Origin of the sequence: Enterobacter sp. D2 (assembly GCF_034427575.1) — a bacterium.
GTDB lineage: Bacteria > Pseudomonadota > Gammaproteobacteria > Enterobacterales > Enterobacteriaceae > Enterobacter > Enterobacter cloacae_M.
In genome coordinates this window covers 1,201,347-1,226,436 of sequence record NZ_JAXQPP010000001.1, presented here as the reverse complement: position 1 = coordinate 1,226,436, position 25,090 = coordinate 1,201,347, and the positions used below count along the sequence as shown (strand labels likewise).

Below are 25,090 nucleotides of genomic sequence, written 5' to 3'. Positions count from 1 at the left end.
CTATGCCCCACCCGGCGTACTGTCAGTTTCCCAGGTCCGGTGCGCAAAGCACCACCATAGCAGTACGGCCACCAGCGCAATCGCGCTCAGGACGCTGAATGCCGTGGCAAATGAGTAATGACCCGCAATCGTGCCGGTTAACGCCGGGCTCATGGATGCCCCGACCCCCTGCATCAGCATCACCACGCTCTGCCCGGCATTGACGTGCCCGCTTCCGCGCAACAGCACCACGATAAACGACGGTACTGCGACGCCCAGAATCCCTGCGGCCAGCCCGTCGAGAATTTGTACCGGGATCATCATGAGCGGCGCGTCCGTAGACGCCGCCAGCGCGGCGCGAACCGGCATCACCAGCAGCGCCAGCATAATTAAGCGCCAGTAGCCGTATCGGTCTATTCGGTTGGCGACCCAGATGGCAACGGGAATCATCACCGCCTGAGAGATGATAACGGTGCCCGCCGCGTACAAACCGGGGTTGATCGAGGCGGGCGCGGCGGCCACCCTCATGCTCAGCATCGGCAGCAGCGCGGCGTTCGCCAGGTGAAACAGCAGCAGCGTCAGTCCGGTCACGAACAGCGCCCGGTTTTTTATCAGCACGGCAAATCCGGGAACCGGCAGGCTCGCTGAAGAAGAGAGTCCCCGTGCGGCGTCGTTGTCGATATCCCCGTTGCGAATGGCAAGCAGCGCGCAGAGCGTTAACAGCGTGGTACAGGTCATCAGCAGGAAAATCCCGCCGACGCCCCAGTACCACGCAATGCCGCCTGCAATCAGTGCGGTAACAAAGTTGCCGCCGTGATTGAAGGCCTCATTTTTGCCCATCTGCGCGCTGAACCCGCCCTGACCGGTCAGCCCCAGGGTAATTCCGGCGATCAGCGGACCGACAAACGCCGCACAGATACCGGTGACGATTTGCGAAACAGCGACAATGCCGCTCTGCTGGCTAAACCAGAGCAGGAGCGTGCTAAGGGTGATGAGCAGGCACACCAGCGCCAGCACGGTCCGCTTGCTGCGCGAGGTGTCGGTAATGAATCCCGCCGGCAGCGTAGCGAGTAGTCCCGCCAGCCCACCGGCCGTCATCAGGATGCCGATATCATCGGGGGTCCAGTGGCGTTCGGTCAGAAAAATACCGAGAAAAGGACCGAGGCCATCGCGGACATCCGCAATGAAAAAACTTGTCAGGCACAATGCCCGCAGCGAACGAAGAGACATACTTCCTGCCTTTGTCTGTTATCGCCTGTAAAAAAGAAAATGTAGTATACCGGGTATTTTTGAAAATCAGATGACGTCTTAAAAAAACATGCTTTCCGAACTTAAACAATTCATAACGGAGTCTGTTTTTTCGCTTTACTCATTATCGCCCCTGACTATACTGGCAATAAATTTTCACAGGAGTCCTTCGTTGGAAAGTTATTTTATCGTCGATACGAAGGTAAGCTAGCGCGATTTTCTCGCTGCTTACCTGAAACGGTGGGCAGCAATCCTCTTTAAGCGATTGTATCCCGACACAGTAAGAACCACTCAATTTGTGGGGGATCGCATGTTCATGTTTACTCATTCACTCTTTCCGCCACCGTTGTCCTGACACGCTTAGCATTTAAACGGCGTTATGATGTGCTTAGCAAAGCACTGACGCTTATTATTTAATAACGTTAACAGGCGACAGGCTGATGTTCCCTTATATCTCTCATCTGCTCGCAGCGATGCTGCTGGGCGCAATTATTGGCGCGGAAAGACAGTGGCGCCAGCGTATGGCCGGGCTTCGTACCAATGCACTGGTTGCCACGGGTGCGGCAGTGTTCATTCTAAGTTCGGTATCGACTTCACCTGATAGCCCAGGGCGTATCGCAGCGCAGATCGTCTCCGGAATCGGCTTTCTTGGCGCTGGCGTCATTATGCGTGAAGGAATGAATATTCGTGGTTTGAATACCGCCGCAACGCTGTGGTGCTCGGCCGGAATTGGCGTACTGTGCGGATTAGGCCAGTTCTGGAATGCCGCCATGGCCAGCCTAATTATTCTCTGCGCTAACATATTGCTTCGCGAAGCCGCGCAGCGAATTAATCAACTGCCCGTGCTTCATGAAGGCGAAAAATGCTATGTCCTTAAAATCACCTGTAATGATGAGCATGAAGATGCGGTGCGGCAAAGCGTCGTAAACATGGCGAAAGAGTTGACGTTAAGTCTGAAAGCGATTTATTCCGCTACTGCGCAAGCAGAAGGTAAAACTGAAATTCGCGCGGAGGTGATGACCCGGGAGGAATACCGAAAATTACTCGATATGATTATGGGGAATATGGGCGGGAATAAAATTATCGCGTCCGTCAGCTGTCACGCAATATAAAGCCTAAACCGGGCGTTACGCCCGGTTTAGGCTTTGCCGTTTAGCCGGAAACGAACGGTGACGCGGAGATATTCATAAAGCTGTGCTGATTTTAGCCAGGCGTTTCATCATTTCCGTCGTCAGGAAGAGCTGCTCGCTGCCCACAAGATGGGACAATTCTTGTTTAGCGGATTGCCAGACCGGGATGAGCTCCTCGAGCAGACGCCAGCCCTCAGCTGTCAGGATGAGTCGTTTCCCTGCACGTCCACGGCCTCCAGCCGAGTCGATAATGCCGCGCGATTCCAGACTGCGGATATTTCGACTCAGCGTGGTCGCATCCACCCCGGCTCTGGCGGCGAGTTCCGCAACGGTTTCATTTGGGGAACCCCCGATGCCAACCAAAAGGCTGAACTGCTCCGCGGTCAGCTCAAACGGTCTGAAGCAGGCATTGTAATAGCGCGTAATAGCCCTGGCGGTAGCGCGCGCCTGAAACGCCGGGCAGACTTCCGGGATGGTCTTCAACAGCGCAACATCAATGTTGTTCATCATTTCATCTCGACAATCAATGCTAAAGTTAATACTGTATATACATTATTTGTCATGCTTATGGAACGCCTATGCCAGCCTTTGTTCATATCAACTTACGCGTTATTGATCCAGCCAGACAGGCCAGCCTTGCCCCCCGCTTCACGTCTGCATTAGAAGAGGCAGGAGGTAAAATCGTTCATTTTGGTGCTGTCGCACAGCTCCTGGAAGGGGAAGTGGAGCCGTTACCCTATGCGGGCATTTTTGAATTCCCTACCCTGGAGCAGGCCGTTGCCTTCTATCATTCGGAAAAATATGCGCCGATTAAGGCTGAACGCCAGCTCGCTCAGGAGGCGAGAATGTTCATTGTCACGACGGAATGACGGAATGACGGCCAGGTTCCACTGTACGCCTATCACATAACCGAAATTTGTACCCGTTATGACAGCTTGCTCTCTGTTTTCCTGAAATTAACGGTCTACCCTGAATTGTGTAAAAAACACTCAGGAGGGACAAATGTATAATTCAATTTTGGTTCCAATTGACATTTCGGAGGATAGCCTGACGCACATGGTTATCCCCTTCGTTCAGGCACATACAGCACTTAACACAGCTAAAGTTCACTTTCTTACCGTCATTCCATCGCTTCCGTATTATTCATCATTAGGCCTGGCCTATTCGGTAGAAATGCCGAAGCTGAAAGAGTTCCAGCACGCGGCCTTAGCGAAGCTGGATGAAATCGTTAAGCAATTCAAAATTCCTCCAGACAAGGTACAGACTCACGCCGTGACGGGATCTCCAAAGGATCAAATCCTTAAGCTCGCTGACACGATCGATGCCGACCTGATTATCATCGCTTCCCACAAACCTGACATATCGACGTATCTGTTGGGTTCGAACGCTGCGGCAGTGGTTCGGCATGCGAAATGCCCTGTCCTGGTCGTGAGATAGAAAGCGGCGTTTACGCTCGTGGATACGAACGGATAGCGGATAACAAAAACCGGGCGCGAAGCCCGGTTTTTCATTTACGCAGCCCTGAGTGAAAGCGCGATTTAGAGATTTACTCTGTTAGCGTTTAAATTTAAGTCCGTAATGGCGGCCGGTTTTCCAAGTAAGTAGCCCTGAACTTCATCACATTTATTTTTTTTCAGAAAAGACAGCTGTTCGGCGGTCTCCACCCCTTCTGCGGTTACCGCCATGGAATAGGCTTTCCCCAGGTCGATAATTTTCTCCACGACTGACTGGTTCTGCGGCGAGTCCCCCAGGGTAAAAATAAAGCTCTTGTCGAGCTTAAGCCCGTCAAACTGAAACTTCCGCAGATAGCTCAGAGAGGCATAGCCGGTACCGAAATCGTCAATCAAAATGCGGACGCCCATTTTTTTGAGAGACTTCATGGTCTGCAAGGTTTTTTCAGGATCGGAAAGCGTGACGTTTTCAGTGACTTCAATTTCCAGCCGGTTGGGTTCAAGCCCCGTTTCGTGAAGGATCTCTTTTATCCTTTCGGCAAGATCGCTTGCCTGGAATTCGATAGCAGAAATATTGACGGAGACCGATAATCCCGGCAATTTGTCTTTCGTCTCCGTACTGGCTTTGCGTATGACCCAGTTGCTCAGGCTAATAATCAGCCCGGTTTCTTCTGCCAGCGGAATAAACTGATCGGGCATTATGGTCCCCCGAGCCGGGTGCTGCCAGCGTACCAGCGCTTCGACGGCCTCAATTTTAGAATACCGGAGGTTATAACGCGGCTGGTAAACCAGGTAGAGCTGTTCTTCGCGAATCGCGGTCTTGAGTTCTAATTCCAGTTTCCTGCGTTCAGTCAGCTTTTCCGACATATCAGGGCGATAATAGACCCATCGGTTTCTGCCGGATTGTTTCGCCTGATACAGCGCAATATCCGCGTAGCGGAGAAGATCGTTTGCGCTGCTGCTATCCCGGGGAGCCAGCGCAATGCCCATGCTTACGCCTATCGCCACATCATTGCCCTCAATGGCGAAAGGACGGTTAAGTTCTTGCACGATGCGACGACACACCTCCTCAATCTGCTCTTGCTGGCTGGTGTTGCCGAGGAGCAGCATAAATTCATCCCCTCCCTGCCGTGCGACAAAATCACCTCGACGAACGCAATTTTTAAGACGTGAAGTGACCTCCCCAAGCAGGGCATCGCCGGTGGAGTGCCCGAAAATATCATTGACGGGTTTAAACTTGTCTAAATCAAGGCAAATCATGGCAAAGGGATAATGATTAAGGTCTTCTTTCGCTAACTTGCCAGCCAGAAATTCCTTAATGTGATATCGGTTCGGCAGACCGGTTAATTCATCATGGCGTGACAGGAACTCCACGCGTTTTGTTGCTTCAACTTCCTGAGAGACGTCGGTTGCCGCGCCTCGCAACACCACCGTTCCATCAGGCTGAGCAGAAAACTTTGCCAGAAGCGTGCAATATGAGGTGGATTGTTGCGCGTGAGTATAAGGACAGTTTTTAAATTCAAAGCGTTCGGTTAAGTCCCGCTGCCTGGCGCAGTCATGTGATAATCCGCTTGTCGACGGAAAGAGTTCATCCAACCTGCGGCCTATCCATTTGCTGTTTTCATATCCCGTTATTGTAGAAAAACGACCCGATAGCCACGTTATCCTTAACGATAAATCTGTTTCCCAGAACCAGTCGCTGGTTGTTTCACTGACGTCCCGAAATCGTTTTTCACTCGTAATAAGATTCAACCGCGCCTGCTCGAGGAGAAACGTATTTTCGTCAAGCATTCTCGCCTTGTGCATAATATGGCGCATTAATATCACCGTCATCAATACCGTCAGAACGACGGAAAGAATGAGCAATGGCAAAAAATAAATTATTAACGCCTGGCCGGGATTTTCACCGTCCCAGATAATTTGCACATCCCCATTCTGGGTGCTTAAGGTAAATTCCGTCTGATTATTTATTTGAGAACTGGCTGTATCAGGTGAAGTACGAACGTTCTGGATACCGGCATCCTGCCCAATCGTGAGGAGTTTTTTAGCCGTTAACTTGTCTATAAACACCATTGTCGACGGTTTTCCGGGTAGGGTTTGCACGCTCGTATCATCGCCCGTCGTTATCCATTGCGCAGAAACAATGGCCGGCACGGAATCGATAAGCGCTAGCACAGAAACCGGCACTCCCTTTTTTATACTCAACTCATGGAGTAAACGGTCTTTGGTTGATTTGTCTAACCAGCGCTCCAGCTCCTGAAGCTTCAGCTTCCCGTCAACGACGCTGTATCGCGTGCTCCCTTCCGGCGAGAGAACAAACACCCCTTCGTAGCCAAAGTTGTCATACAGGGATTTGCCCAGGTTCTGCTTATCCCATGCCCAGTGAACGTCATTGTTCAGATGAAGATGTTTGTAGGCATCTCCCCACTCGGCATTATCTTTCAAATGACTTCGCATGCTCTCTTGGCGGGTCTCCAGGGCTTTCCTTAACAAAAATTCATCGTGCTTGTCGCTGATTTCATTCACATTATCTTTTATTATTAGCAGGGAAATTATTGCCGCAATAAAAATACTTATCAACAACGTTACAATATAGGTAAAGGTTTTATTTATCAGGCCTTTAGAAGGCTCGGTGTCGGTGAAGCCCGGATTGTTCAGAGGTAGGGTCATCTTTCGCCTTCTTAACTGCTAGTACGTCGATTTGTATGCCACTTTCATTTATCGGCACAAAATAACAAAAATTTATAGCTAAAAATCTGAGATTAAAGAATATTTGATTTCTCTAACCCAGATCAAATTATTAATCATTAACTCTTTTACTACCTAAACTCGGTAAATTAAATATACTGTTCGAAGTAAGTTTTAATCTCACCTGTTTTATTTATAAAGAACGCATATTAAAACTATTTTTGCAGAAGACGTTACAAGCACGTTGGAGCCTATAAAAAAACCGGGCGTAAAGCCCGGTTCTTTTTTCAGACGAGACTGGCTCTATTCGCTCAACCCGCGATTTTCCAGCATCGGTTCAATCTTCGGATCGTGCCCGCGCCACTGCCGATAAAGTTCAGCCAGATCCGTGCTGTTACCACGGGACAAAATCGCCTCGCGGAATTTTTGCCCGTTTTCACGAGTCAGGCCGCCCTGTTCAACAAACCACTGATAGCCGTCGTCCGCCAGCATTTGCGTCCACAGGTAGGCGTAATATCCCGCCGCGTAGCCGCCGCCGAAAATATGGGCAAAATAGCTGCTGCGATAGCGCGGCGGTACGGCGGGCAGATCCAGCCCCTCTTTTTGCAGTGCTGCCGCTTCAAACGCGTCAACGCTCGAAACGGCTTCGCTAATCCCGTGCCAGTTCATGTCCAGCAGCGCGGCAGCCAGCAGCTCCGTCATGTCATAACCCTTGTTGAAATGGGTCGCGTTGAGCATGCTTTCACGCAGCGCCTCCGGCATCGGTTCACCGGTTTCGTAATGGCGGGCGTAGTGGGTAAACACCTGTGGATGGCTGGCCCAGTGTTCGTTGATCTGCGACGGGAATTCAACGAAATCGCGCGGCGTATTGGTCCCGGAGAGCGTGGCGAAACGCTGGCTGGCAAACAGACCGTGCAGCGTATGGCCAAACTCGTGGAACAGGGTGATCACGTCATCCCAGGAGAGAAGCGCAACGCCGCCGTTAGCCGGCTTTTGGTAGTTACAGACGTTGTAGATCACCGGACGGGCAGCTAGCTCGAAGGATTGCTCGACGAAATTCCCCATCCAGGCCCCGCCCTGCTTGGAATCGCGGGCAAAGAAGTCGCCGTAAAACAGCGCCATGCCCTCACCGGTGTGGTCGAAAATTTCCCAGACGCGGACGTCCGGGTGATACACCGGGATATCGAAGCGCTCCACAAAGCGGATGCCAAACAGCTGGCTTGCGGCCCAGAATACGCCGTCGTGCAAAACGGTATTGAGCGCAAAATAGGGTTTGATTTGCGATTCATCGAGGGCATATTTTGCCTGACGCACGCGCTCGGCATAAAAGGCCCAGTCCCAGGCCTGCACGGTGAAACCGCCCTGTTCGTCATCAATCACTTTCTGAATATCGGCCTGCTCGCGCTCAGCACGGGCACGGGCGGCAGGCACAATGCCGCGCATAAAGGTCAGCGCGGCGTCCGGAGTTTTCGCCATCTGGTCGGCGATACTCCAGCTGGCGTAATCCTCAAAGCCCAGCAGGCGGGCCTGCCGCGCACGCAGCGCCGTAAGGCGGAGGATCAGATCGCGAGTGTCGTTTTCATCCCCTTTCTGGGTGCGCGTCCAACCAGCGTTGAACAGGTTTTCGCGGGTCTGACGATTGCGCAGCGCGGAAAGCGCGGGCTGCTGGGTCGTGTTCAGAAGCGGGATCAGCCAGCGATCGTTTAGCCCTCGCTCCGCGGCAGCCTGCGCCGCGTCGGCAATCTCGCTGGCGCTGAGTCCATCAAGCTGGTGCGCGTAATCCACCACCAGCCCGCCCGTCTTATCGGCAGCCAGCAGACGCTGGTTGAACTGGCTGGTCAGGGTCGCCGCCTCGGTATTCAGCGCCTTCAGCTCGGCTTTTTCCGTTTCATTGAGACGCGCGCCGGCCAGAATAAACCGCTGATACGTCTCCTCGACCAGCCGACGGGATTCGGCGTCCAGCGCGGCACGATCCTGCCAGACGCTCTCCACGCGGGCGAAAAGCACGTCATTCAGCCAGATGTCGTTCGCCAGCGCGGCAAGCTCGGTGGAGAACTGTTCCTCAAGCTCCTGCAGGTACGTATTGGTATTCGCGGAGGTCATGGCGAAGAACACGCTGCTGACGCGCGAGAGCATGGCACCGCTTTTCTCCAGCGCCAGCACGGTGTTGGTGAAGTCCGGCGCAGCGGTTTGGGACACAATGGCGTCTACGTCCGCCCGCTTCTGGCGAAGCGCTTCATCGAAGGCCGGGCGATAGTGATCGTCGGTGATTTCATCAAAATGGGGGGCCTGATAGGGCAGCAGGCTGATGTCAAAAAAGGGATTCGTGGCCGTCATCTTTCGCTCCTGAGTACGGGTATCCTCCCAGAGTAGGCCAGGCCGCCATCCCCTGCAACGCCGTCATACAAATGTTGCCTTAACGCACCCTCTGCGGCCGTGCTATGTTAGTACAACACAAAAAGCGTTGAGGAACAGTGAGATGATTATTTTAGTTACCGGGGCAACGGCAGGTTTTGGTGAAAGCATCACGCGTCGCTTCGTCGCCAACGGGCACAAGGTTATTGCCACGGGCCGTCGTCAGGAGCGCCTGCAGGAGCTGAAGGACGAATTAGGCGACAGCATCCTGACCGCGCAGCTGGACGTGCGTAACCGCGCGGCCATTGAAGAGATGATTGCCAACCTGCCCGCCGAGTGGCGCGCCATCGACGTGCTGGTCAACAATGCCGGTCTGGCGCTGGGCATGGAGCCAGCCCACAAAGCTAGCGTTGAAGACTGGGAAAACATGATCGACACCAACAACAAAGGGCTGGTCTATATGACCCGCGCGGTTCTGCCGGGCATGGTCGAGCGCAACCGCGGCCACATTATCAACATTGGCTCCACCGCCGGAAGCTGGCCTTACGCAGGCGGCAACGTCTATGGCGCGACGAAAGCGTTTGTGCGCCAGTTCAGCCTTAACCTGCGTACCGACCTGCACGGCACCGCCATTCGCGTCACCGATATCGAGCCGGGTCTGGTGGGCGGCACCGAGTTTTCCAACGTGCGCTTCAAAGGCGATGACGCGAAAGCGGGCAAAACCTACGAAAATGCTAACGCGCTGACGCCGGAAGATGTGACCGAAACGGTCTGGTGGGTGGCGACGCTGCCAAAACACGTCAACATCAATACCGTGGAAATGATGCCAGTCAGCCAGAGTTTTGCAGGACTTAGCGTCCATCGTGGCTAAATCCGCCCTTCCCGGCCTGCGGGCCGGGTCTGTTTCGGGTTATAAAAGAATGGTAGTATGTTCAGGCTAACTCTCTGAGAAATGACAACTCATGGCCGCTGAATCGCAACTCAATCCCACCCAGCCCGTTAACCAGCAAATCTATCGCATTTTGCGACGTGATATTGTCCATTGCCTGATCCCACCGGGAACGCCGCTTTCTGAAAAAGAGGTCTCCGTGCGTTTTGACGTTTCCCGTCAGCCGGTACGTGAAGCGTTTATTAAGCTTGCTGAAAACGGACTGATTCAGATCCGCCCGCAGCGCGGCAGCTACGTGAACAAAATTTCACTCTCTCAGGTACGCAACGGCTGTTTCGTTCGCCAGGCCATTGAATGCGCGGTGGCGCGCCGCGCCGCAACGCTTATCAACGACAAACAGTGTTACCAGCTTGAGCAGAACCTGCACCAGCAGCGTATTGCAATTGACCGCAAGCAGCTCAATGATTTCTTCCAGCTTGATGATGAATTCCACCAGAAGCTGGCGCAGATCGCGGATTGTCAGCTGGCCTGGGACACCATCGAGAACATCAAGGCCACCATCGACCGCGTGCGCTATATGAGCCTCGATCACGTCTCCCCGCCGGAAATGCTGCTCCGACAGCATCATGATATTTTCAGCGCGCTGGAAAAACGCGACCCGGACGGTGTGGAAAAAGCGATGACGCTGCATCTGCAGGAAATTAGCGAATCCGTGCAGCTTATTCGTCAGGAAAATAGCGAGTGGTTTAGCGAAGAGTAATATTCGCCGCCCCTTTCGGGTGCGGCGGCGTGATTAGCGAACGACTAACACCGGGATCGTGGCGTAGCGCAGAATAGATTCCGCATTTGAACCCAGCAGATGAGTGGTGATGCTCGGGTTTTTCGACCCGATGACAATCGCATCATATTCCCCCTCCTTGCTCAGCCTGATAATTTCATCCCGGACGTTGCCAAAACGCACCATGCTATGAATATTCTCTGGGGCGATATCGAACAGTCTTTTTAACTCGTTCATTTTCTTACCGGATTCTGCGGTCATATACTCTTCAAACTTTTTAATATCGGCGTTGAACCCGCGCAGCAGAGACCGGCTGCTGGCAGGCAGAATGTTGACCAGGGTAATCGACGCGCCCTCTGCCTTCGCAAGGTTTGCCGCGTGGCGAACCGCTTTGTCGCTCAAATCCATTTCAAACACGTCTACAGGCATCAAAATGCTCTTATACATAAGCCTGACTCCTTATTCCGATGAAGGGTTATTTCCTGCACACAGGATGACATCGGGAATATAAACCAACCCTCAACGCTTCCCTATCGAAACTATCAATTAATGAAAATAATGGTCCACTTTGTAAATTACCGTCCTGAACCGTCAGCGCCCGACGAAATAAAGAAAAAAGTGTGAGTTTGATCAAAAACAAAAACATGAAGCGTGGACAGGCGTATTTATATGCCCCGTGAACGGCATAACCCGAAATAGCGCCGTAACGAACAGGTTAGAGAGGAGAAAATACCATGTTGACATACGACCGTAACCGCAATGCAATCACCACCGGCAGCCGCGTCATGATTAGCGGCACGGGCAAAACCGGCGTGATTAAAGCGATCCACAGCGACGGGCTGGATGCCGCGCAGGTGCGCCGCAGCAAAACGGTTGAAGTGGAAGGATGCGAAGGTAAGTTCGAGCCGATTGAGCTGATTCGCCTTGGGATGCACTAAACTGTGCGCAGCCATGCCGCCGCGCACGGCGGCATGTGCTGAATTACCGTTGAGACGCGTACTGCGCGACGGTCGCTTTCGCGCCTTTTTGCAGCAGCGCCCGGTACGCGGTCATCACTGCAGCAACGAAGCGCGGCTCCTGCGGTAACTCTTTACCAAAGATGGCCTCAATGCCGAGCAGCGCGTTAACCCGACTTTCCCCTTCCGCACTTCCCTTCACCGCCGCCTGAATCACCGCCAGCTGCGGATCGCTCACGTCGATGGCGTTACCCTGCTCGTCCACGCCGCCAACATAACGCATCCACCCTGCCACGCCCAGGGCCAGCAGTGGGAAAGGCTTCTGATGCACCAGGTGCCAGCGCACGGAGTCCAGCATACGCTGCGGGAGCTTCTGGCTGCCGTCCATCGCGATTTGCCATGTCCGATGGCGCAGGGCCGGGTTGCTGTAGCGGGCAATCAGGAGATCGGCATAGCGACCTAAATCAACGCCCTTCACTTTCAGCGTGGGCGCCTGCTCGTTAAGCATCAGCGTATGTGCGGCGAGGCGGTAGTTCTCATCTTCCATACAGTCGTTGATATGCGGGTAACCGGCCAGATAGCCCAGGTACGCCAGGAAGGAGTGGCTGCCGTTGAGCATGCGCAGCTTCATCTCTTCAAACGGGATCACGTCTGACACCAGCTCGGCACCGGCTTTTTCCCACTCTGGACGTCCTGCCACAAAGTTATCCTCGATCACCCACTGGCGGAACGGTTCACAGGCGACCGCCGCCGGGTCACGCACGCCGGTCAGCTGCTCAATTTTATCCAGCGTATCGGGAGTGACCGCCGGCACGATGCGATCCACCATGGTTGACGGGAAGGTGACGTTAGCCTCGATCCAGTCCGCCAGCTCGCCGTCTACCGCTCGGGCGTAAGCGCAGGTCACATTGCGCATCACGTGGCCGTTCTCCGGCATGTTGTCGCAGGACATCACGCTAAACGCGGGCAGACCCGCCGCTTTGCGACGCGCCAGCGCTTCCACCACCACGCCCGGCGCGGATTTCGGCTGGTGCGGGTTTTGCAGGTCGGCGACGATAAACGGGTGATCGAGCATCAGTTGTCCGGTCGCCGGTGAGTGGCAGTACCCTTTCTCGGTGATGGTCAGCGAGACAATTGCCACCTGCGGTTCGCACATCGCCGCCAGCACGCACTCCAGCCCGTCGACCTGTGCATGCAGCGCTTTTTTAACCACGCCAACCACGCGGGATGTCCATGCGTCAGCAGACATCTCCGCCACGGTGTACAGGTTATCCTGCGCGTTCAGATCGGCAATCTGCTGCTCGCCGCCAATCAGGTTAACCTCACAGTAGCCCCAGTCGCTGCCGTGCTCAGCGGCGAGGATGTCGGCGTATACCGCCTGGTGCGCCCGGTGAAAGGCGCCAAAACCCAGATGAACAATGCGTGGTTGAAGGCTGTCGCGATCGTACTGAGGCAGCGTCGCGTTGGCCTGTAATAAGGTGTTTTTCATGATTAAGACTCGTTAATTAGAAAGCCGTGGACCGCTGCCGCGCCTTCAGAAGCGGCAGCGCCTGCTGACTACACCAACTAGAATGGCAGCTGGGGTAAAAAAGTAACTGCCATCAACCATACTGATACTGCCGTTTGAGATTTTGATTTATATTAACTTTTGCTCATGTGGTGTGACATAAAGCTAAAGTTGTGTGACAGGTAACGTAAGTTATAAACCACTAGCGCCGCGAGGAGACCGCGCCGTAACCCACACTCTCTTCTGGTGCGGCTTCCGCTACATCTTCCGCTGCGCTCAAATCACGGTCGCGCACTTCCGGCATCAGGATCGCCGAGACCAGCCCAATCGCGGAATAGGCCACCAGCATGGCGACAATCGGCCACCAGGAGCCGGTCATATTGCAGAAGATCCCCGCCAGCACCGGACCAAAGCCCACCGCCACCAGACCGCCCGCCTCTTTCGAGATAGCCATACGGGTAAAGCGATTTCGCGAGCCAAACATCTCCGCCATGGTGATATTTTCCAGCGCAAACAGCCCCAGCACGGCGAAGTTATGGATAACGATGATCGAGAGCATGATTGTCCCCGGCGCATAGCTCTTATCGACGATGATCGACAGCATCGGATACGCGAGAAGAATGGCGGAGATATTGAGGATAATGTACGGCAGACGGCGCCCTACTTTATCGGAAAGCCAGCCCAGCAGCGGAATGGAGATAAACCCGAGAATGGAGCTGATCATCAGCGCGTCGGTCGGGATGGCTTTATCGAACAGCAGCGTCTGGACCAGATATCCCGCCAGGAACGTCTGGATCAGACCCGAGTTGCCCGCCTGGCCAAACCGCAGGCCGGTCGCCAGCCAGAAGGATTTACTTTTCACCATTGAACCCAGCGAAGTGTCCGGCTGCACGCTTTGCGCATCGTTCACTTTCTCAAACACCGGGCTCTCTTTCAGGTTCATTCGCAGCCAGATGGCGAAAATCATCACCACGACGCTGGCGAGGAACGGCACGCGCCAGCCCCAGGCAATCAGCTCTTCACGGTCGAGGGCAAAGAACATTACCGCCCAGATCGCCGTTGCGCTCAGCGTCCCGCAGTTTGTGCCCATCGCCACCAGCGAGGAGATAATGCCGCGTTTGCCTTTCGGCGCGTACTCCGCCAGCATGGTCCCGGCCCCGGAAATCTCCGCCCCGGCTCCCAGGCCCTGGATGATACGCAGCGTCACCAGCAGAACGGGAGCAAAAATCCCGATCTGCGCGTAGGTCGGCAGGACGCCAATCAGCGTGGTACAGATCCCCATCATGGTGATGGTGATAAACAGCACCTTCTTACGACCAATGCTGTCGCCCATTCTGCCGAATATAAAGGCGCCGACAATGCGTGCTATGTAGCCTGCGCCGTATGTCCCCATCGCGAGGATCAGCGCCATCGCGGCTGACTGTTCCGGGAAGAAGATCTCGTGAAAGACCAGGGCAGCCCCCAGCGAGTAAAGCTGAAAGTCCATAAACTCCAGGGCGGTGCCCAGCCAGCCGGAAACGGCGGCTTTCACCAGATCGGAGGTGGTTCTTTGAGGTTGTGCTTGCGTCATAATGGCTATCTCTGAAGGGTAAGATGCGTACCACATAGAGCCTGTCTGGGCAGGCTCTTAACCGCGTAAATAATTATTGCCCGAACGTGAGCAAGACTTTGCAGCACTGCCGCTGGTCTTTCTCAAACAGCTCAATGGCGTCTGTTACATGGTGATAGTCAAAGGCATGAGTGATCAGTTTTTCCGGGTCGATCAGCCCTTTTTTCAGCCAGTCGATGACGACCGGGAATTTGTTGGCATTGAGGCGCGAGGATAAGATCGCCAGCTCTTTGCCGGTGATGCCCTGCTGGACAATCTGGCTTGGCTCGCTGGAGAAGCCCATCAGCACGATACGCGCCGCCGGAGAGGCCAGGGTTATCGCTTCCTGCAAAATCGCCGGGTGACAGGCGGCATCAATGATTAACGTCGGCTTGATGCCTTTTTCGTCCAGCGCGGCCTGCAGCGACTGTTCGCCGTTATTCAACACCCAGTCCGCGCCGCTGCGCTGGGCCATTTTCAGGCGTTCGTCGATGCGGTCAACCACGATAACCTGCTTCACCTTATAGACGCCCTTCAGCGCCTGCACGGTGACCAGCCCCATCGGCCCTGCGCCGTAAACCAGCGCGACGTCCTGCCCGGTGGGGCAGGCCTGTCCCGTCACGTTGGCGGCGATGGTGAAGGGCTCCACCATGACGGCGTGTCTATCCGGAATGTCATCGGGGATAGGCCAGGCATTTTTAGCGGGTACCGCCGCGTATTCGCTGAAGCCCCCGTCGCGGTGTACACCCAGCACCACCAGCGAGGTGCAGACGTTCGGTTTTCCGACGGAACACGGATAGCAGTGTCCGCAGCTGATCACCGGATCGACCGAGACGCGCTGGCCCAGACGGGCGCTGTCTACGCCCTCGCCCACGGCGTCAATCACGCCAAAAAACTCGTGCCCGATCGTGCGTGGATACTTCGCAAACGGGTTATGGCCGCGATAGATGTGGCTGTCCGAACCGCAGATCCCCGCCAGCGTGATTTTGACGCGAACTTCACCCGGGCCTGGCTGCGGAAGTGGCCGCTCTTCAATCACCAGTTCGTTCGGCTGTTGAATCACTACGCTTTTCATCGTTCGCTCCTCGTTTACCAGTTCCACAGCGTGCCGTCTTCAAGACGGGCCACCGGCAGATAGGCCGGATCGTAGGGGTATTTCGCCGCCAGTTTTTCATCAAACTCAATGCCCAGCCCCGGCTTGTCGCCCGGATGCATGTAGCCGTTATCAAAGCGCCAGCTGTGCGGGAAGACTTCCAGCATCTGTTCGGAATAGCCCATATATTCCTGGACGCCAAAGTTTGGCACCCACAGGTCGAAATGCAGCGCGGCGGCGTGGCATACAGGCGAGAGATCCGACGGACCGTGCGAGCCGGTTCGCACCTGGTAGAGCGAGGCGAAGTCCGCGATGCGACGCATTCCGGTGATCCCGCCCGCGTGGGTAATGGTGGTGCGGATATAGTCGATGAGCTGCTCTTCGATGAGCTGCTTGCAGTCCCAGATGCTGTTAAACACTTCGCCCACGGCAATTGGCGTGACGGTGTGCTGGCGAATGAGGCGGAAGCAGGCCTGGTTTTCCGCAGGCGTTGGATCTTCCATCCAGAACATGCGGAATTCTTCAATGCTCTTGCCGAAACGCGCCGCTTCGATTGGCGTCAGGCGGTGGTGCATGTCGTGCAGAAGATGTTCATTGAAGCCGAATTTACTGCGCACCGCGTCAAACAGCTTCGGTGTGAAATCGAGGTATTTTTCGGTCGACCACAGCTGCTCTTCCGGCCAGTCGCCTTTGGTCGCAGGCTCGTAGGCCAGCCCCTTCCCTTTGGCCATGCCGTAGGTGGTTTTCATGCCCGGCACGCCGCACTGCACGCGGATCGCCTTAAAGCCCATCTCTTTATGGCGGGCGTAATCTTCCAGCACGTCGTCAATGGTGTGACCGGTCGTGTGGCAGTAAACCATCACGCCTTCGCGGGATGCGCCGCCCAGCAGCTGGTAGAGCGGCATGTTGGCCGCTTTGGCTTTGATGTCCCACAGCGCCATGTCCACGGCGGAGATGGCCGACATGGTGACCGGACCGCGACGCCAGTAGGCGCCTTTATAGAAGAACTGCCAGACATCTTCGATGCGGTGCGCATCGCGGCCAATCAGCTGCGGGCAGAGGTGGTCCTTAAGGTAGGAAGCAACGGAGAGTTCACGCCCGTTCAGCGTAGCGTCACCGAGGCCGACAATCCCCTCGTCGGTGGTGATTTTAAGGGTGACAAAGTTCCGCCCCGGGCAAGTAACAAACACGTCAGCCGCGACAATCTTCATAATTCCTTTCCTTACATCATTCGTTGTGATGCTGGAAACTTACTCACCAACCAGACTACCATACAAGTATAATGATCATAAAATCGGCTAACGATCACAAAACCGGGGGATCAGGCCCGTCCCCATCCCGCCACAATAATCAGCATTCCGCACAGGGCAATCAGCGCGCCGGCCCAGTCGTACGCGCTGAGCCTGACGCCGTCCACCACGCGTAGCCACAGCAGCGCGGTACAGACATAGACGCCGCCGTAAGCGGCGTAGACGCGGCCGCTCGCGGCAGGATGCAGCGTTAACAGCCAGACAAACAGAGCCAGCGCGACGCTTGCCGGGATGAGCAGCAATACGGATCCCCCCTTCTTCAGCCAGAGCCAGGGCAGGAAGCAGCCGATGATTTCGCATAGCGCGGTGGCAAAAAAAAGCAGCGTCGTTTTGAGCATATTTCACGTCAGGTGAGGATTTATTTAGACATCATACCTGATGATATCCTTTACTTTTCCATACCTGCTCCGCGGGTATGCCGTCTTTTCGCTTTGGTGTAGAATCTGTTCGGGATAACTTGATTATCTGCACCCGTTTAAAAGGAAACGCTATGACCACATTAAGCAAACGCCTTTGTCTGACAGCCCTGCTAGCGCTGTCATCGTTCGCCTTTGCCGCCTCTGCGACAGCGGAAACCAGCAAGCTCATTATTGAGTCTGGTGACAGCGCGCAAAGCCGCCAGAACGCCGCCATGGACAAAGAACAATGGAATGACACCCGCAGCCTTCGCCACAAGGTCAACAAACGTGCTGAGAAAGAGTGGGATAAAGAAGATGTCGCTTTTGACGCGCGCGATAAGTGCCAGCAAAGTGCAAACGTCAACGCCTACTGGGAGCCAAACACCCTGCGCTGCCTGGATCGCCGCACTGGCCGCACGGTAGCCCCGTAATGTCGGCGCCCTGCGACGTTAAGCTTCGCCCGCTGGAGCGTGAAGACCTGCGCTTCGTCCACCAGCTCGACAATAACGCCAGCGTAATGCGCTACTGGTTCGAAGAGCCGTACGAGGCTTTTGTTGAGCTGTCCGATCTCTACGATAAGCACATTCACGATCAGAGTGAACGTCGTTTTGTGGTGGAGTGTGAAGGCGAAAAAGCCGGACTTGTGGAGCTGGTTGAAATCAACCATGTTCACCGTCGGGCGGAGTTTCAGATCATCATCTCCCCTGAACATCAGGGAAAAGGCCTTGCCTCACGGGCAGCGAAGCTGGCGATGGATTATGGATTCAACGTTCTGAATCTCTACAAGCTTTACCTGATTGTGGATAAAGAGAACGAGAAAGCGATCCATATCTACCGCAAGCTGGGCTTTATGGTGGAAGGCGAGCTGATTCACGAGTTCTTTATCAACGGCGAATACCGCAATACCATTCGCATGTGCATCTTCCAGCATCAGCACCTGGCCGGACACAAGCCGTCAGGCGCCAGCCTGCTGAAACCGACCGCGCAGTAACCTGCGCGGTTTTATTCTCAGTAGTATTCAATCGTGTTTTTGATGGTGTATTTGCGCTCAACGGCAGGTTTGACGCTATCGTCCGTGATCGTCAGGTCGCAGCTCACCGGATTATTGTGTCGATCGTAATCGCAGCTCTGCTTCACGTTGCCCAGCGGCTTATCATTCAACATGCTCACCGCCGAGTAATCCATTCTTTTGCGAACGTCTTTAGACGGCGTCGACTGGACGGACAGGTGCTGATCCCCGGAGACGGTGGTTTTGCCCAGCGGGTAGCCGTCCGCATCGTAGCGATACTTCACTTCCATCTCTTTGCCGTGCGCCGCCACCACAAATCCGTTGTCGTCGGTATCCCACGTTATCCCGGCTGACGGCAGTTCGGCCAGCTGGCATTTCCCCTGCAGCTTCACTTTTCGCTGCTGGGTTTCTGCATCAAGGTAGTAATTGGCATCCAGCACCAGCGCCACGCCGGTATTGGCCTCCAGGTCGTGCAGCTCAAGGGTATCGAAACACCCTTCCGTAGACACGGTGCCGGTGACCCGTTTGGACACTTCGCCCTTCTCGTTGAACAGCGTCTGGGTAAAGTCTTTCACCGGGCCGCGCAGCGGATCAAAATCAAATTCGTTCGAGAAACTCGCCATTTCGGGCGTAAACGACAGCGGCGCGGAGCTGTTGTCGCACCCCACCATTGTTGCTGCCAGTAGCGTTATCGCTGCGTATTTCTTCACATTTATTACCGTACAGGGAGATTATTCCCAATCATATTAGCAAATACAGTTGTTTACACGAAGCCTGCTAAAATTAATCTCTACACAGAGAAAAGGAGCTACAGATGAAACGGTTACCCTGGATTACCGCCCTGCTGTTAATGAGTGTCTCAACGGCCGCGCTGGCGGCACCGGATTCCTGCGAGCGCGTGAAAAGCGACATTCAGCAGAAAATTATCAACAACGGTGTGCCTGAATCAGGTTTTACGCTGAGCATTGTGCCGAACGATCAGGCCGACCAGGCGGGCACGCAGGTGGTGGGCCACTGCGCCAACGACACCTTTAAAATTTTGTACACCCGTTCAGGCAACGGGGCTGCTGAAGCACAGTAATTTACCCTCAATCCCCTTTGATTTGATAAGGATTAAGATTTAATACCCCCAAATCAGTAACACTCACCCCATCATTAGCCCGGTTATCATTTCGGGAAAAATAATACGTAATTATAATGATGGGGTGAGCCATGTCCGATACTGAACATCACGGCGGGATTAGCCGTCGAACTCTCGTGAAATCTACGGCAATAGGGTCTCTGGCGCTGGCCGCCGGTGGGATCTCGCTTCCTTTTGGTTTAAAAAGCGCCGCCGCGGCGGTGAAGAACGCCGTCCAGCCTGTTGAAGATAAAGTGGTGTGGGGCGCCTGCTCGGTCAACTGCGGCAGCCGCTGCGCGCTGCGTCTGCACGTCCGCGACGACGAAGTGTACTGGGTCGAAACGGATAACACAGGTGAAGATATTTACGGTAACCATCAGGTGCGCGCCTGCCTGCGCGGGCGTTCTATTCGCCGTCGGATCAATCACCCTGACCGTCTCAACTACCCGATGAAACGCGTGGGCAAACGCGGTGAAGGCAAGTTCGAGCGCATCACATGGGATGAAGCGCTGGACGCCATCACCGCCAGCCTTAAAAACGTGGTCAGCAAATACGGCAACGAAGCGGTGTATATTAACTACTCCTCCGGGATTGTCGGCGGCAATATCACCCGCTCCTCCCCTTACGCTTCGCTGGTGGCGCGCCTGATGAACTGCTACGGCGGTTTCCTGAGCCACTACGGCACCTACAGCACGGCGCAAATCGCCTGCGCCATGCCCTACACCTACGGCAGCAACGACGGGAACAGCACCTCTGATATTGAAAACAGCAAACTGGTGGTGATGTTCGGCAATAATCCGGCGGAAACGCGCATGAGCGGCGGCGGGATTACCTATTATCTGGAGCAGGCCCGCGAGCGCTCAAACGCGCGAATGATCGTTATCGACCCGCGCTATACCGATACGGCAGCCGGACGCGAAGATGAATGGATCCCGATCCGTCCGGGTACCGATGCCGCACTGGTGGCGGGTATTGCCTGGGTTTTGATTGACGAAAACCTGGTCGACCAGCCTTTTCTCGACAAATACTGCGTTGGCTACGACGAAAAAACGCTGCCGGAAGGCGCGCCCGCTAACGGCCACTACAAAGCGTACATTCTCGGCCAGGGCGATGACAACACGGCGAAAACGCCGGAGTGGGCCTCACGCATCACCGGCATTCCGGCGGATCGTATCATCAAGCTGGCCCGGGAAATCGGCTCCGCGAAACCGGCCTATATCTGCCAGGGCTGGGGACCACAGCGGCAGGCGAACGGCGAGCTGACGTCCCGCGCCATCGCCATGCTGCCTATTCTGACTGGAAACGTGGGGATTAGCGGCGGCAACAGCGGCGCGCGTGAGTCGACATACACCATTACCATCGAACGTATGCCGATACCGGATAACCCGGTCAAAACGCAAATCTCCTGCTTCAGCTGGACGGACGCCATCGCCCGCGGACCGGAGATGACCGCCCTGCGCGACGGCGTGCGTGGGAAAGATAAGCTGGACGTGCCGATTAAGTTCATCTGGAACTACGCGGGCAATACCATCATCAACCAGCACTCCGATATCAATAAAACCCACGATATCCTGCAGGATGAAAGCAAGTGCGAAATGATTGTCGTCATCGACAATTTCATGACCTCGTCAGCGAAGTATGCCGATATCGTGCTGCCGGACCTGATGACCGTCGAGCAGGAAGATATCATTCCTAACGATTATGCGGGAAATATGGGCTACCTGATTTTCCTCCAGCCCGTGACCGCGCCGAAGTTCGAGCGTAAGCCGATCTACTGGATCATGAGCGAAGTGGCGAAACGCCTCGGGCCGGATATCCATCAGAAATTTACCGAAGGACGCACGCAGGAACAGTGGCTGCAGTTCCTGTATGCCAAAATGCTCGCGAAAGATCCTCAGCTTCCGTCATATGACGAGCTGAAAAAAATGGGCATCTATAAGCGCAAAGATCCGAACGGACACTTCGTGGCCTATAAAAAATTCCGCGAGAACCCTGAAGCCAATCCGCTGAAAACGCCATCGGGCAAGATTGAAATTTACTCCAGCAAGCTGGCAGAGATTGCGGCCACCTGGGAGCTGGCAAAAGATGAGACCATCAGCCCTCTGCCCGTCTACGCATCGACCTTTGACGGCTGGGACGCACCCGAGCGCGCGCATTTCCCGCTGCAGCTTTTCGGGTTCCACTTCAAAGCCCGTACCCACTCGAGCTACGGTAACGTCGACGTGCTGAAAGCGGCCTGCCGCCAGGAGGTGTGGCTTAATCCTGTCGATGCCGAAAAACGCGGCATTAAGAACGGCGATACGGTGCGCGTCTTTAATAGCCGCGGCGAGGTGCGAATTGAAGCGAAAGTGACGCCGCGCATCATGCCCGGCGTGAGCGCCATGGGCCAGGGCGCCTGGCACGATGCCAATATGAGTGGCGATCGTATCGACCACGGCTCCTGCATCAACACGCTGACGACCCATCGTCCTTCTCCGCTGGCAAAAGGCAACCCGCAGCACACCAATCTGGTGCAGATTGAGAAAGTGTAGAGGGTGAAACACGAGGCCCTGGTTTATTCTGTGGTCAGTATTATCGGTTAACATAGTCGCGCGGGCGTTATCCGCGCGAGCAAGGAAGGTTTAATGAAAGACGTCTCACATAGTGAATCGTTCGCGTTCAGCGCCCGGGTGCTGGGCGCGCTGTTTTATTTCGCTCCGGACAGCGAGCAGGCCGCGCCGCTGGTGAAAGCGCTCACCGCTGGCGAATGGGTTCAGGACTGGCCTCTGCCTGCAGAAACGCTGCAGCCCGTTGCCGATACGTTTGCCTCATCTTCCGATGAGCCGCTGGCGGACGCCTGGCAACGGCTGTTTATTGGTCCGTATGCCCTGCCCGCTCCGCCGTGGGGTTCCGTCTGGCTGGACCGTGAGTCCGTATTGTTTGGCGACTCGACCCTCGCGCTGCGCCAGTGGATGCGTGAGAACAATATCGCGTTTGAGATGCAGCAGAATGAGCCGGAAGATCATTTTGGTACTTTGCTGCTGCTGGCGGCGTGGCTGGCCGAGAATGGCCGCGAAGCAGAGTGCGCTCAGCTTCTGGCGTGGCACCTGCTGCCGTGGAGCACCCGCTTCCTGTCGGTGTTTGTGGAAAACGCTGGGCATCCCTTTTATACCGCGCTGGGCAGACTTGCTCAGCTAACGCTCGCGGACTGGCGAGCCGGGTTGCTTATTCCGGTTGCGGAAAAAACGCTGTATCGCTAAGGGATGCGGCTTGCTCGCGGTTGGCGGGCAAGCCTTTAGCTTATACCTCGCTACCTGATTCACTCGCACTCTCTTTGCTTTGAATGAACCGAAGTGCCAGATAGAGGTCTGGCGCCAGAATCATATCATCATCATTCATTGTTGGCCGGCTATCTTTAAACCAGCGCGTTAATTCCGTTTTTCTGCCCGCAAGGATTAACGTAATCTGTCGACCTTTCAGATCGCGCTTTAACTCATTTATGGTTGCCAGAACGCTGATGTCTGAATAGGTGAAGCAAGCAACGGCATCAATGACCACCCATTTAGGCTGTACTGCTGCACCATCAACCAGGTTCAATACCCGACGTTTAAAATAAGCCACGTTAAAATAGGTCAACGGTGAGTTAAATCGATACATCAGCACGCCCGGGACCATTTTAATATCGGTTGTATTACCTAATGAGTGAATCATGCCATCGTCGTCAGTTCCCAGTAAGTGCTCAGAGGGACGAAACACCGTACGCAGGAACTGTAACAGGCCAAGCAACACCGCAAGGCCGATCCCCTGGATAACGCCGATAATTAACACACAGCCAAACGTGAAGAAGGCCAGACGAAATGCCTGTTTATTTCTACGCCTCAGGTTCCATAACCCGCGTAGATCAATTAATGACCAGGATGCGTACATCAAAACAATACCTAATGCAGATACCGGAATAAATTGTAATGGCTGAGTGAAAAACACCACTACGATACCGATGAGTAAGGCTGCGACGATGGAAACCAGCTGGCTTTTCCCACCCACTGAATCATTAACCGCGGTCCGGGAATCGGCTCCACTGATAGCAAACCCCTGAGATAATCCCGACATGAGGTTCGCAATCCCCAGCGCCCGGAACTCTGCATCAGCATTAATTTCATAGCCATTTTTCGCGGCGAAACTGCGGGCGGTCAGCATCAGGCTGACAAAACTGACCAACGCCAGGTTCAGCGCCGGGATCACTAAATCACGCATCGGACCGGGCTGGAACGCGCCCCAGTTAACGACGGGTAAACCAGGCTGGAAGCCTTCTCCCCCAATAGTGGCAATACCATACTGTTGTGCAGATGTCGCCCATACCAGTAACGTTGTCATCACAATGGCAATCAACGGTGCTGGCCAGTGGCTGCGATACGTTTTGATCGCCATTAAAATAATTAACGTTAAAAGCGATATGCCAACGGTTAATAAATGGCTTTCTGAAAGACGGCCTGGCAAGGCCATTATTTTCTCAATAACCTGCGCTTCGTCGAGTTTTATCCCCAACACCTTGCCTAATTGCCCGACAATAATCGTCACGGCAACGCCATTAAGCAAACCCGTAAGGATGGGATGAGAAAGCAGATCGGCAAGTGCGCCCAGGCGGAATTTACTGGCAAGCAGGCACCACCCACCCATCATCAACGTCATGATAATGGTCAGCTGCCAGTGCAGTTCGGGATTACCTGCAGAAAGAGGAAACACGACGGCCGCAGTCACCGCGCAGGTCGTGGCATCAGGGCCCACAATAAGCTGACGTGAAGAACCAAACAGTGCATACGCTATCATCGGTAAAACGCAGGAATAGAGCCCCACTATTGCCCCAACACCCGCCAACTCAGCATAATCAATAGCCACCGGAAGCGCGACAGCCGCAACGGATAAGCCAGCTTTAACATCATTTTTTAGCCAGCTTTTATCGTAGGCTAACAAAGTTTGTAAACCTGGCATGTAGTTTAACAATTGTTTTCCGAACACGTTGTTCTCCGGACAGGAATATTAGCCACGTCATGCTGGCACACTTCTCAGTGAGGTTCTGGCTTTCAAATGCTCCGGATTAAGGCCGCCACTATTCAGAATCTAATAACAGTTCAACTATTTATTATTCTGACTGGTGTTAAACATAGCTCAAAAACGACCGCTTGTGACTATTCTTCGCATGGGAACGTATCGGCTTCAGGAGAATAATGCTGACAAACGCATGCCAGCTTATGCCCGTCAGGATCGCGCAGATAGGCAACATAAAAATCGGGGCCGTACGCGGTTCGTGTCCCTGGCATGCCTTCACTCTTTCCTCCCGCAAGAAGGCCTGCTGCATGGAAACGTCTGACAAGCTCCGCGTTAGCTGCACGGAATGCGAACATGGTCCCGTTTCCCGCCGTTGCGGGTTGTCGGTCAAAGGGAGGACAAATACAGAAGCTAAACCCCTCATCTGGATTATTTTCATCTCCCCACATTGCCCAGTCCTTGGTCCAGGCAGGCAAACGTGAATAGCCAAGCACTTTAAAAATCGCGTCATAAAACGCCGCGGCGCGCTGAAGATCATTTGTACCTATAGTGATATAAGTCAGCAT

The 25,090-nt window shown here is 54.5% G+C and carries 24 protein-coding genes; 11 read left to right on the top strand and 13 right to left on the bottom strand.

Annotated elements, in window-relative coordinates; translation table 11 throughout:
* Entirely contained in the window at positions 1–1,209 is a 1,209-nt protein-coding gene (locus SPG90_RS05985) for an MFS transporter (protein WP_045401159.1), read from the bottom strand.
* Between the two features lie 458 nt (positions 1,210–1,667).
* On the opposite strand from SPG90_RS05985, the gene SPG90_RS05980 reads away from it, so the two are divergent.
* Positions 1,668–2,339 carry an MgtC family protein gene (locus SPG90_RS05980; protein ID WP_045401161.1) on the top strand — a complete coding sequence of 224 codons (672 nt, stop codon included), beginning with the start codon at positions 1,668–1,670 and terminating at the stop codon, positions 2,337–2,339.
* Between the two features lie 72 nt (positions 2,340–2,411).
* Here SPG90_RS05980 and SPG90_RS05975 read toward each other — a convergent pair whose 3' ends face one another.
* Entirely contained in the window at positions 2,412–2,867 is a 456-nt protein-coding gene (locus tag SPG90_RS05975) for a MarR family winged helix-turn-helix transcriptional regulator (protein ID WP_235832501.1), read from the bottom strand.
* A 68-nt stretch (positions 2,868–2,935) separates the two neighbouring features.
* On the opposite strand from SPG90_RS05975, the gene SPG90_RS05970 reads away from it, so the two are divergent.
* Together SPG90_RS05970 and uspF are read left to right on the top strand one after the other, a co-directional pair.
* On the top strand, positions 2,936–3,226 hold the full coding sequence (locus tag SPG90_RS05970; protein ID WP_126303230.1) for a DUF1330 domain-containing protein: 291 nt from the start codon (positions 2,936–2,938) through the stop codon (positions 3,224–3,226).
* A 133-nt stretch (positions 3,227–3,359) separates the two neighbouring features.
* Complete coding sequence (gene uspF / locus SPG90_RS05965) at positions 3,360–3,794, top strand: universal stress protein UspF (RefSeq protein ID WP_023311561.1); 435 nt, start codon at positions 3,360–3,362, stop codon at positions 3,792–3,794.
* 101 nt (positions 3,795–3,895) lie between these two features.
* On the opposite strand, the gene SPG90_RS05960 is transcribed toward uspF, so the two are convergent.
* Positions 3,896–6,478 carry an EAL domain-containing protein gene (locus SPG90_RS05960; protein WP_322408010.1) on the bottom strand — a complete coding sequence of 861 codons (2,583 nt, stop codon included), beginning with the start codon at positions 6,476–6,478 and terminating at the stop codon, positions 3,896–3,898.
* 321 nt (positions 6,479–6,799) lie between these two features.
* Entirely contained in the window at positions 6,800–8,833 is a 2,034-nt protein-coding gene (gene dcp / locus SPG90_RS05955) for a peptidyl-dipeptidase Dcp (protein ID WP_126303228.1), read from the bottom strand.
* 142 nt (positions 8,834–8,975) lie between these two features.
* On the opposite strand from dcp, the gene ydfG reads away from it, so the two are divergent.
* The gene (gene ydfG, locus SPG90_RS05950) at positions 8,976–9,722 is read left to right on the top strand and encodes a bifunctional NADP-dependent 3-hydroxy acid dehydrogenase/3-hydroxypropionate dehydrogenase YdfG (RefSeq protein WP_023311558.1); all 747 of its coding nucleotides are present in this window, start codon (positions 8,976–8,978) and stop codon (positions 9,720–9,722) included.
* A 91-nt stretch (positions 9,723–9,813) separates the two neighbouring features.
* Entirely contained in the window at positions 9,814–10,500 is a 687-nt protein-coding gene (locus SPG90_RS05945) for a GntR family transcriptional regulator (RefSeq protein WP_045401168.1), read from the top strand.
* 33 nt (positions 10,501–10,533) lie between these two features.
* Here SPG90_RS05945 and SPG90_RS05940 read toward each other — a convergent pair whose 3' ends face one another.
* Positions 10,534–10,965, bottom strand: coding sequence for a universal stress protein (locus SPG90_RS05940; RefSeq protein WP_045401170.1), 432 nt, complete (start codon positions 10,963–10,965; stop codon positions 10,534–10,536).
* 287 nt (positions 10,966–11,252) lie between these two features.
* Between SPG90_RS05940 and ydfZ the strand changes: the two genes are divergently transcribed.
* A complete protein-coding gene (gene ydfZ / locus SPG90_RS05935) occupies positions 11,253–11,456 on the top strand; it encodes a putative selenium delivery protein YdfZ (protein ID WP_126303227.1) in 204 nt (67 codons plus the stop codon).
* A 43-nt stretch (positions 11,457–11,499) separates the two neighbouring features.
* Here the strand turns inward: ydfZ and SPG90_RS05930 are convergent, their stop codons facing one another.
* The 5 genes from SPG90_RS05930 to SPG90_RS05910 all read right to left on the bottom strand — a co-directional run bounded on the left by SPG90_RS05930 (position 11,500) and on the right by SPG90_RS05910 (position 17,310).
* Positions 11,500–12,963: a mannitol dehydrogenase family protein gene (locus SPG90_RS05930; RefSeq protein WP_045401174.1), complete on the bottom strand. Its 1,464-nt coding sequence runs from the start codon at positions 12,961–12,963 to the stop codon at positions 11,500–11,502.
* A gap of 220 nt (positions 12,964–13,183) precedes the next feature.
* Positions 13,184–14,551: an MFS transporter gene (locus SPG90_RS05925; RefSeq protein WP_126303226.1), complete on the bottom strand. Its 1,368-nt coding sequence runs from the start codon at positions 14,549–14,551 to the stop codon at positions 13,184–13,186.
* Between the two features lie 73 nt (positions 14,552–14,624).
* A complete protein-coding gene (locus SPG90_RS05920) occupies positions 14,625–15,644 on the bottom strand; it encodes a Zn-dependent oxidoreductase (protein WP_248182811.1) in 1,020 nt (339 codons plus the stop codon).
* Positions 15,645–15,658: 14 nt separating this feature from the next.
* Entirely contained in the window at positions 15,659–16,873 is a 1,215-nt protein-coding gene (gene manD, locus SPG90_RS05915; RefSeq protein ID WP_047174828.1) for a D-mannonate dehydratase ManD, read from the bottom strand.
* Positions 16,874–16,983: 110 nt separating this feature from the next.
* Complete coding sequence (locus SPG90_RS05910) at positions 16,984–17,310, bottom strand: YnfA family protein (protein ID WP_045401189.1); 327 nt, start codon at positions 17,308–17,310, stop codon at positions 16,984–16,986.
* 152 nt (positions 17,311–17,462) lie between these two features.
* On the opposite strand from SPG90_RS05910, the gene SPG90_RS05905 reads away from it, so the two are divergent.
* On the top strand, positions 17,463–17,801 hold the full coding sequence (locus SPG90_RS05905) for a DUF1283 family protein (RefSeq protein WP_023311550.1): 339 nt from the start codon (positions 17,463–17,465) through the stop codon (positions 17,799–17,801).
* Positions 17,801–18,361, top strand: a complete 561-nt coding sequence (gene speG / locus SPG90_RS05900) for a spermidine N1-acetyltransferase (protein ID WP_023311549.1) — start codon at positions 17,801–17,803, stop codon at positions 18,359–18,361. Before SPG90_RS05905 ends, speG begins: the two co-directional genes overlap by 1 nt.
* A 17-nt stretch (positions 18,362–18,378) precedes the next feature.
* Here speG and SPG90_RS05895 read toward each other — a convergent pair whose 3' ends face one another.
* Positions 18,379–19,089: a YnfC family lipoprotein gene (locus SPG90_RS05895; RefSeq protein ID WP_032668251.1), complete on the bottom strand. Its 711-nt coding sequence runs from the start codon at positions 19,087–19,089 to the stop codon at positions 18,379–18,381.
* Between the two features lie 104 nt (positions 19,090–19,193).
* Between SPG90_RS05895 and SPG90_RS05890 the strand changes: the two genes are divergently transcribed.
* The 3 genes from SPG90_RS05890 (at position 19,194) to dmsD (ending at position 22,738) form a co-directional block, all read left to right on the top strand.
* The gene (locus SPG90_RS05890; protein WP_126303224.1) at positions 19,194–19,460 is read left to right on the top strand and encodes a DUF1161 domain-containing protein; all 267 of its coding nucleotides are present in this window, start codon (positions 19,194–19,196) and stop codon (positions 19,458–19,460) included.
* Positions 19,461–19,591: 131 nt separating this feature from the next.
* The gene (gene ynfE, locus SPG90_RS05885; RefSeq protein ID WP_322408009.1) at positions 19,592–22,030 is read left to right on the top strand and encodes a selenate/tellurate reductase subunit YnfE; all 2,439 of its coding nucleotides are present in this window, start codon (positions 19,592–19,594) and stop codon (positions 22,028–22,030) included.
* 93 nt (positions 22,031–22,123) lie between these two features.
* Positions 22,124–22,738: a Tat proofreading chaperone DmsD gene (gene dmsD / locus SPG90_RS05880; RefSeq protein ID WP_045354790.1), complete on the top strand. Its 615-nt coding sequence runs from the start codon at positions 22,124–22,126 to the stop codon at positions 22,736–22,738.
* Between the two features lie 40 nt (positions 22,739–22,778).
* On the opposite strand, the gene SPG90_RS05875 is transcribed toward dmsD, so the two are convergent.
* Positions 22,779–24,494, bottom strand: a complete 1,716-nt coding sequence (locus SPG90_RS05875; protein ID WP_322408008.1) for a SulP family inorganic anion transporter — start codon at positions 24,492–24,494, stop codon at positions 22,779–22,781.
* 170 nt (positions 24,495–24,664) lie between these two features.
* Positions 24,665–25,090, bottom strand: a complete 426-nt coding sequence (locus SPG90_RS05870; RefSeq protein WP_045401204.1) for a VOC family protein — start codon at positions 25,088–25,090, stop codon at positions 24,665–24,667.

Coding starts and splice junctions, on each gene's coding strand:
- SPG90_RS05910 (WP_045401189.1), bottom strand. CDS start 17,310: ATGCTCAAAACGACGCTGCTTTTTTTTGCCACCGCGCTATGCGAAATC.
- ydfG (WP_023311558.1), top strand. CDS start 8,976: ATGATTATTTTAGTTACCGGGGCAACGGCAGGTTTTGGTGAAAGCATC.
- uspF (WP_023311561.1), top strand. CDS start 3,360: ATGTATAATTCAATTTTGGTTCCAATTGACATTTCGGAGGATAGCCTG.
- speG (WP_023311549.1), top strand. CDS start 17,801: ATGTCGGCGCCCTGCGACGTTAAGCTTCGCCCGCTGGAGCGTGAAGAC.
- manD (WP_047174828.1), bottom strand. CDS start 16,873: ATGAAGATTGTCGCGGCTGACGTGTTTGTTACTTGCCCGGGGCGGAAC.
- SPG90_RS05985 (WP_045401159.1), bottom strand. CDS start 1,209: ATGTCTCTTCGTTCGCTGCGGGCATTGTGCCTGACAAGTTTTTTCATT.
- SPG90_RS05890 (WP_126303224.1), top strand. CDS start 19,194: ATGAAACGGTTACCCTGGATTACCGCCCTGCTGTTAATGAGTGTCTCA.
- ydfZ (WP_126303227.1), top strand. CDS start 11,253: ATGTTGACATACGACCGTAACCGCAATGCAATCACCACCGGCAGCCGC.
- SPG90_RS05870 (WP_045401204.1), bottom strand. CDS start 25,090: ATGCTGACTTATATCACTATAGGTACAAATGATCTTCAGCGCGCCGCG.
- SPG90_RS05920 (WP_248182811.1), bottom strand. CDS start 15,644: ATGAAAAGCGTAGTGATTCAACAGCCGAACGAACTGGTGATTGAAGAG.
- SPG90_RS05980 (WP_045401161.1), top strand. CDS start 1,668: ATGTTCCCTTATATCTCTCATCTGCTCGCAGCGATGCTGCTGGGCGCA.
- SPG90_RS05975 (WP_235832501.1), bottom strand. CDS start 2,867: ATGATGAACAACATTGATGTTGCGCTGTTGAAGACCATCCCGGAAGTC.
- SPG90_RS05970 (WP_126303230.1), top strand. CDS start 2,936: ATGCCAGCCTTTGTTCATATCAACTTACGCGTTATTGATCCAGCCAGA.
- SPG90_RS05940 (WP_045401170.1), bottom strand. CDS start 10,965: ATGTATAAGAGCATTTTGATGCCTGTAGACGTGTTTGAAATGGATTTG.
- SPG90_RS05925 (WP_126303226.1), bottom strand. CDS start 14,551: ATGACGCAAGCACAACCTCAAAGAACCACCTCCGATCTGGTGAAAGCC.
- SPG90_RS05905 (WP_023311550.1), top strand. CDS start 17,463: ATGACCACATTAAGCAAACGCCTTTGTCTGACAGCCCTGCTAGCGCTG.
- SPG90_RS05945 (WP_045401168.1), top strand. CDS start 9,814: ATGGCCGCTGAATCGCAACTCAATCCCACCCAGCCCGTTAACCAGCAA.
- dcp (WP_126303228.1), bottom strand. CDS start 8,833: ATGACGGCCACGAATCCCTTTTTTGACATCAGCCTGCTGCCCTATCAG.
- ynfE (WP_322408009.1), top strand. CDS start 19,592: ATGTCCGATACTGAACATCACGGCGGGATTAGCCGTCGAACTCTCGTG.
- SPG90_RS05960 (WP_322408010.1), bottom strand. CDS start 6,478: ATGACCCTACCTCTGAACAATCCGGGCTTCACCGACACCGAGCCTTCT.
- dmsD (WP_045354790.1), top strand. CDS start 22,124: ATGAAAGACGTCTCACATAGTGAATCGTTCGCGTTCAGCGCCCGGGTG.
- SPG90_RS05930 (WP_045401174.1), bottom strand. CDS start 12,963: ATGAAAAACACCTTATTACAGGCCAACGCGACGCTGCCTCAGTACGAT.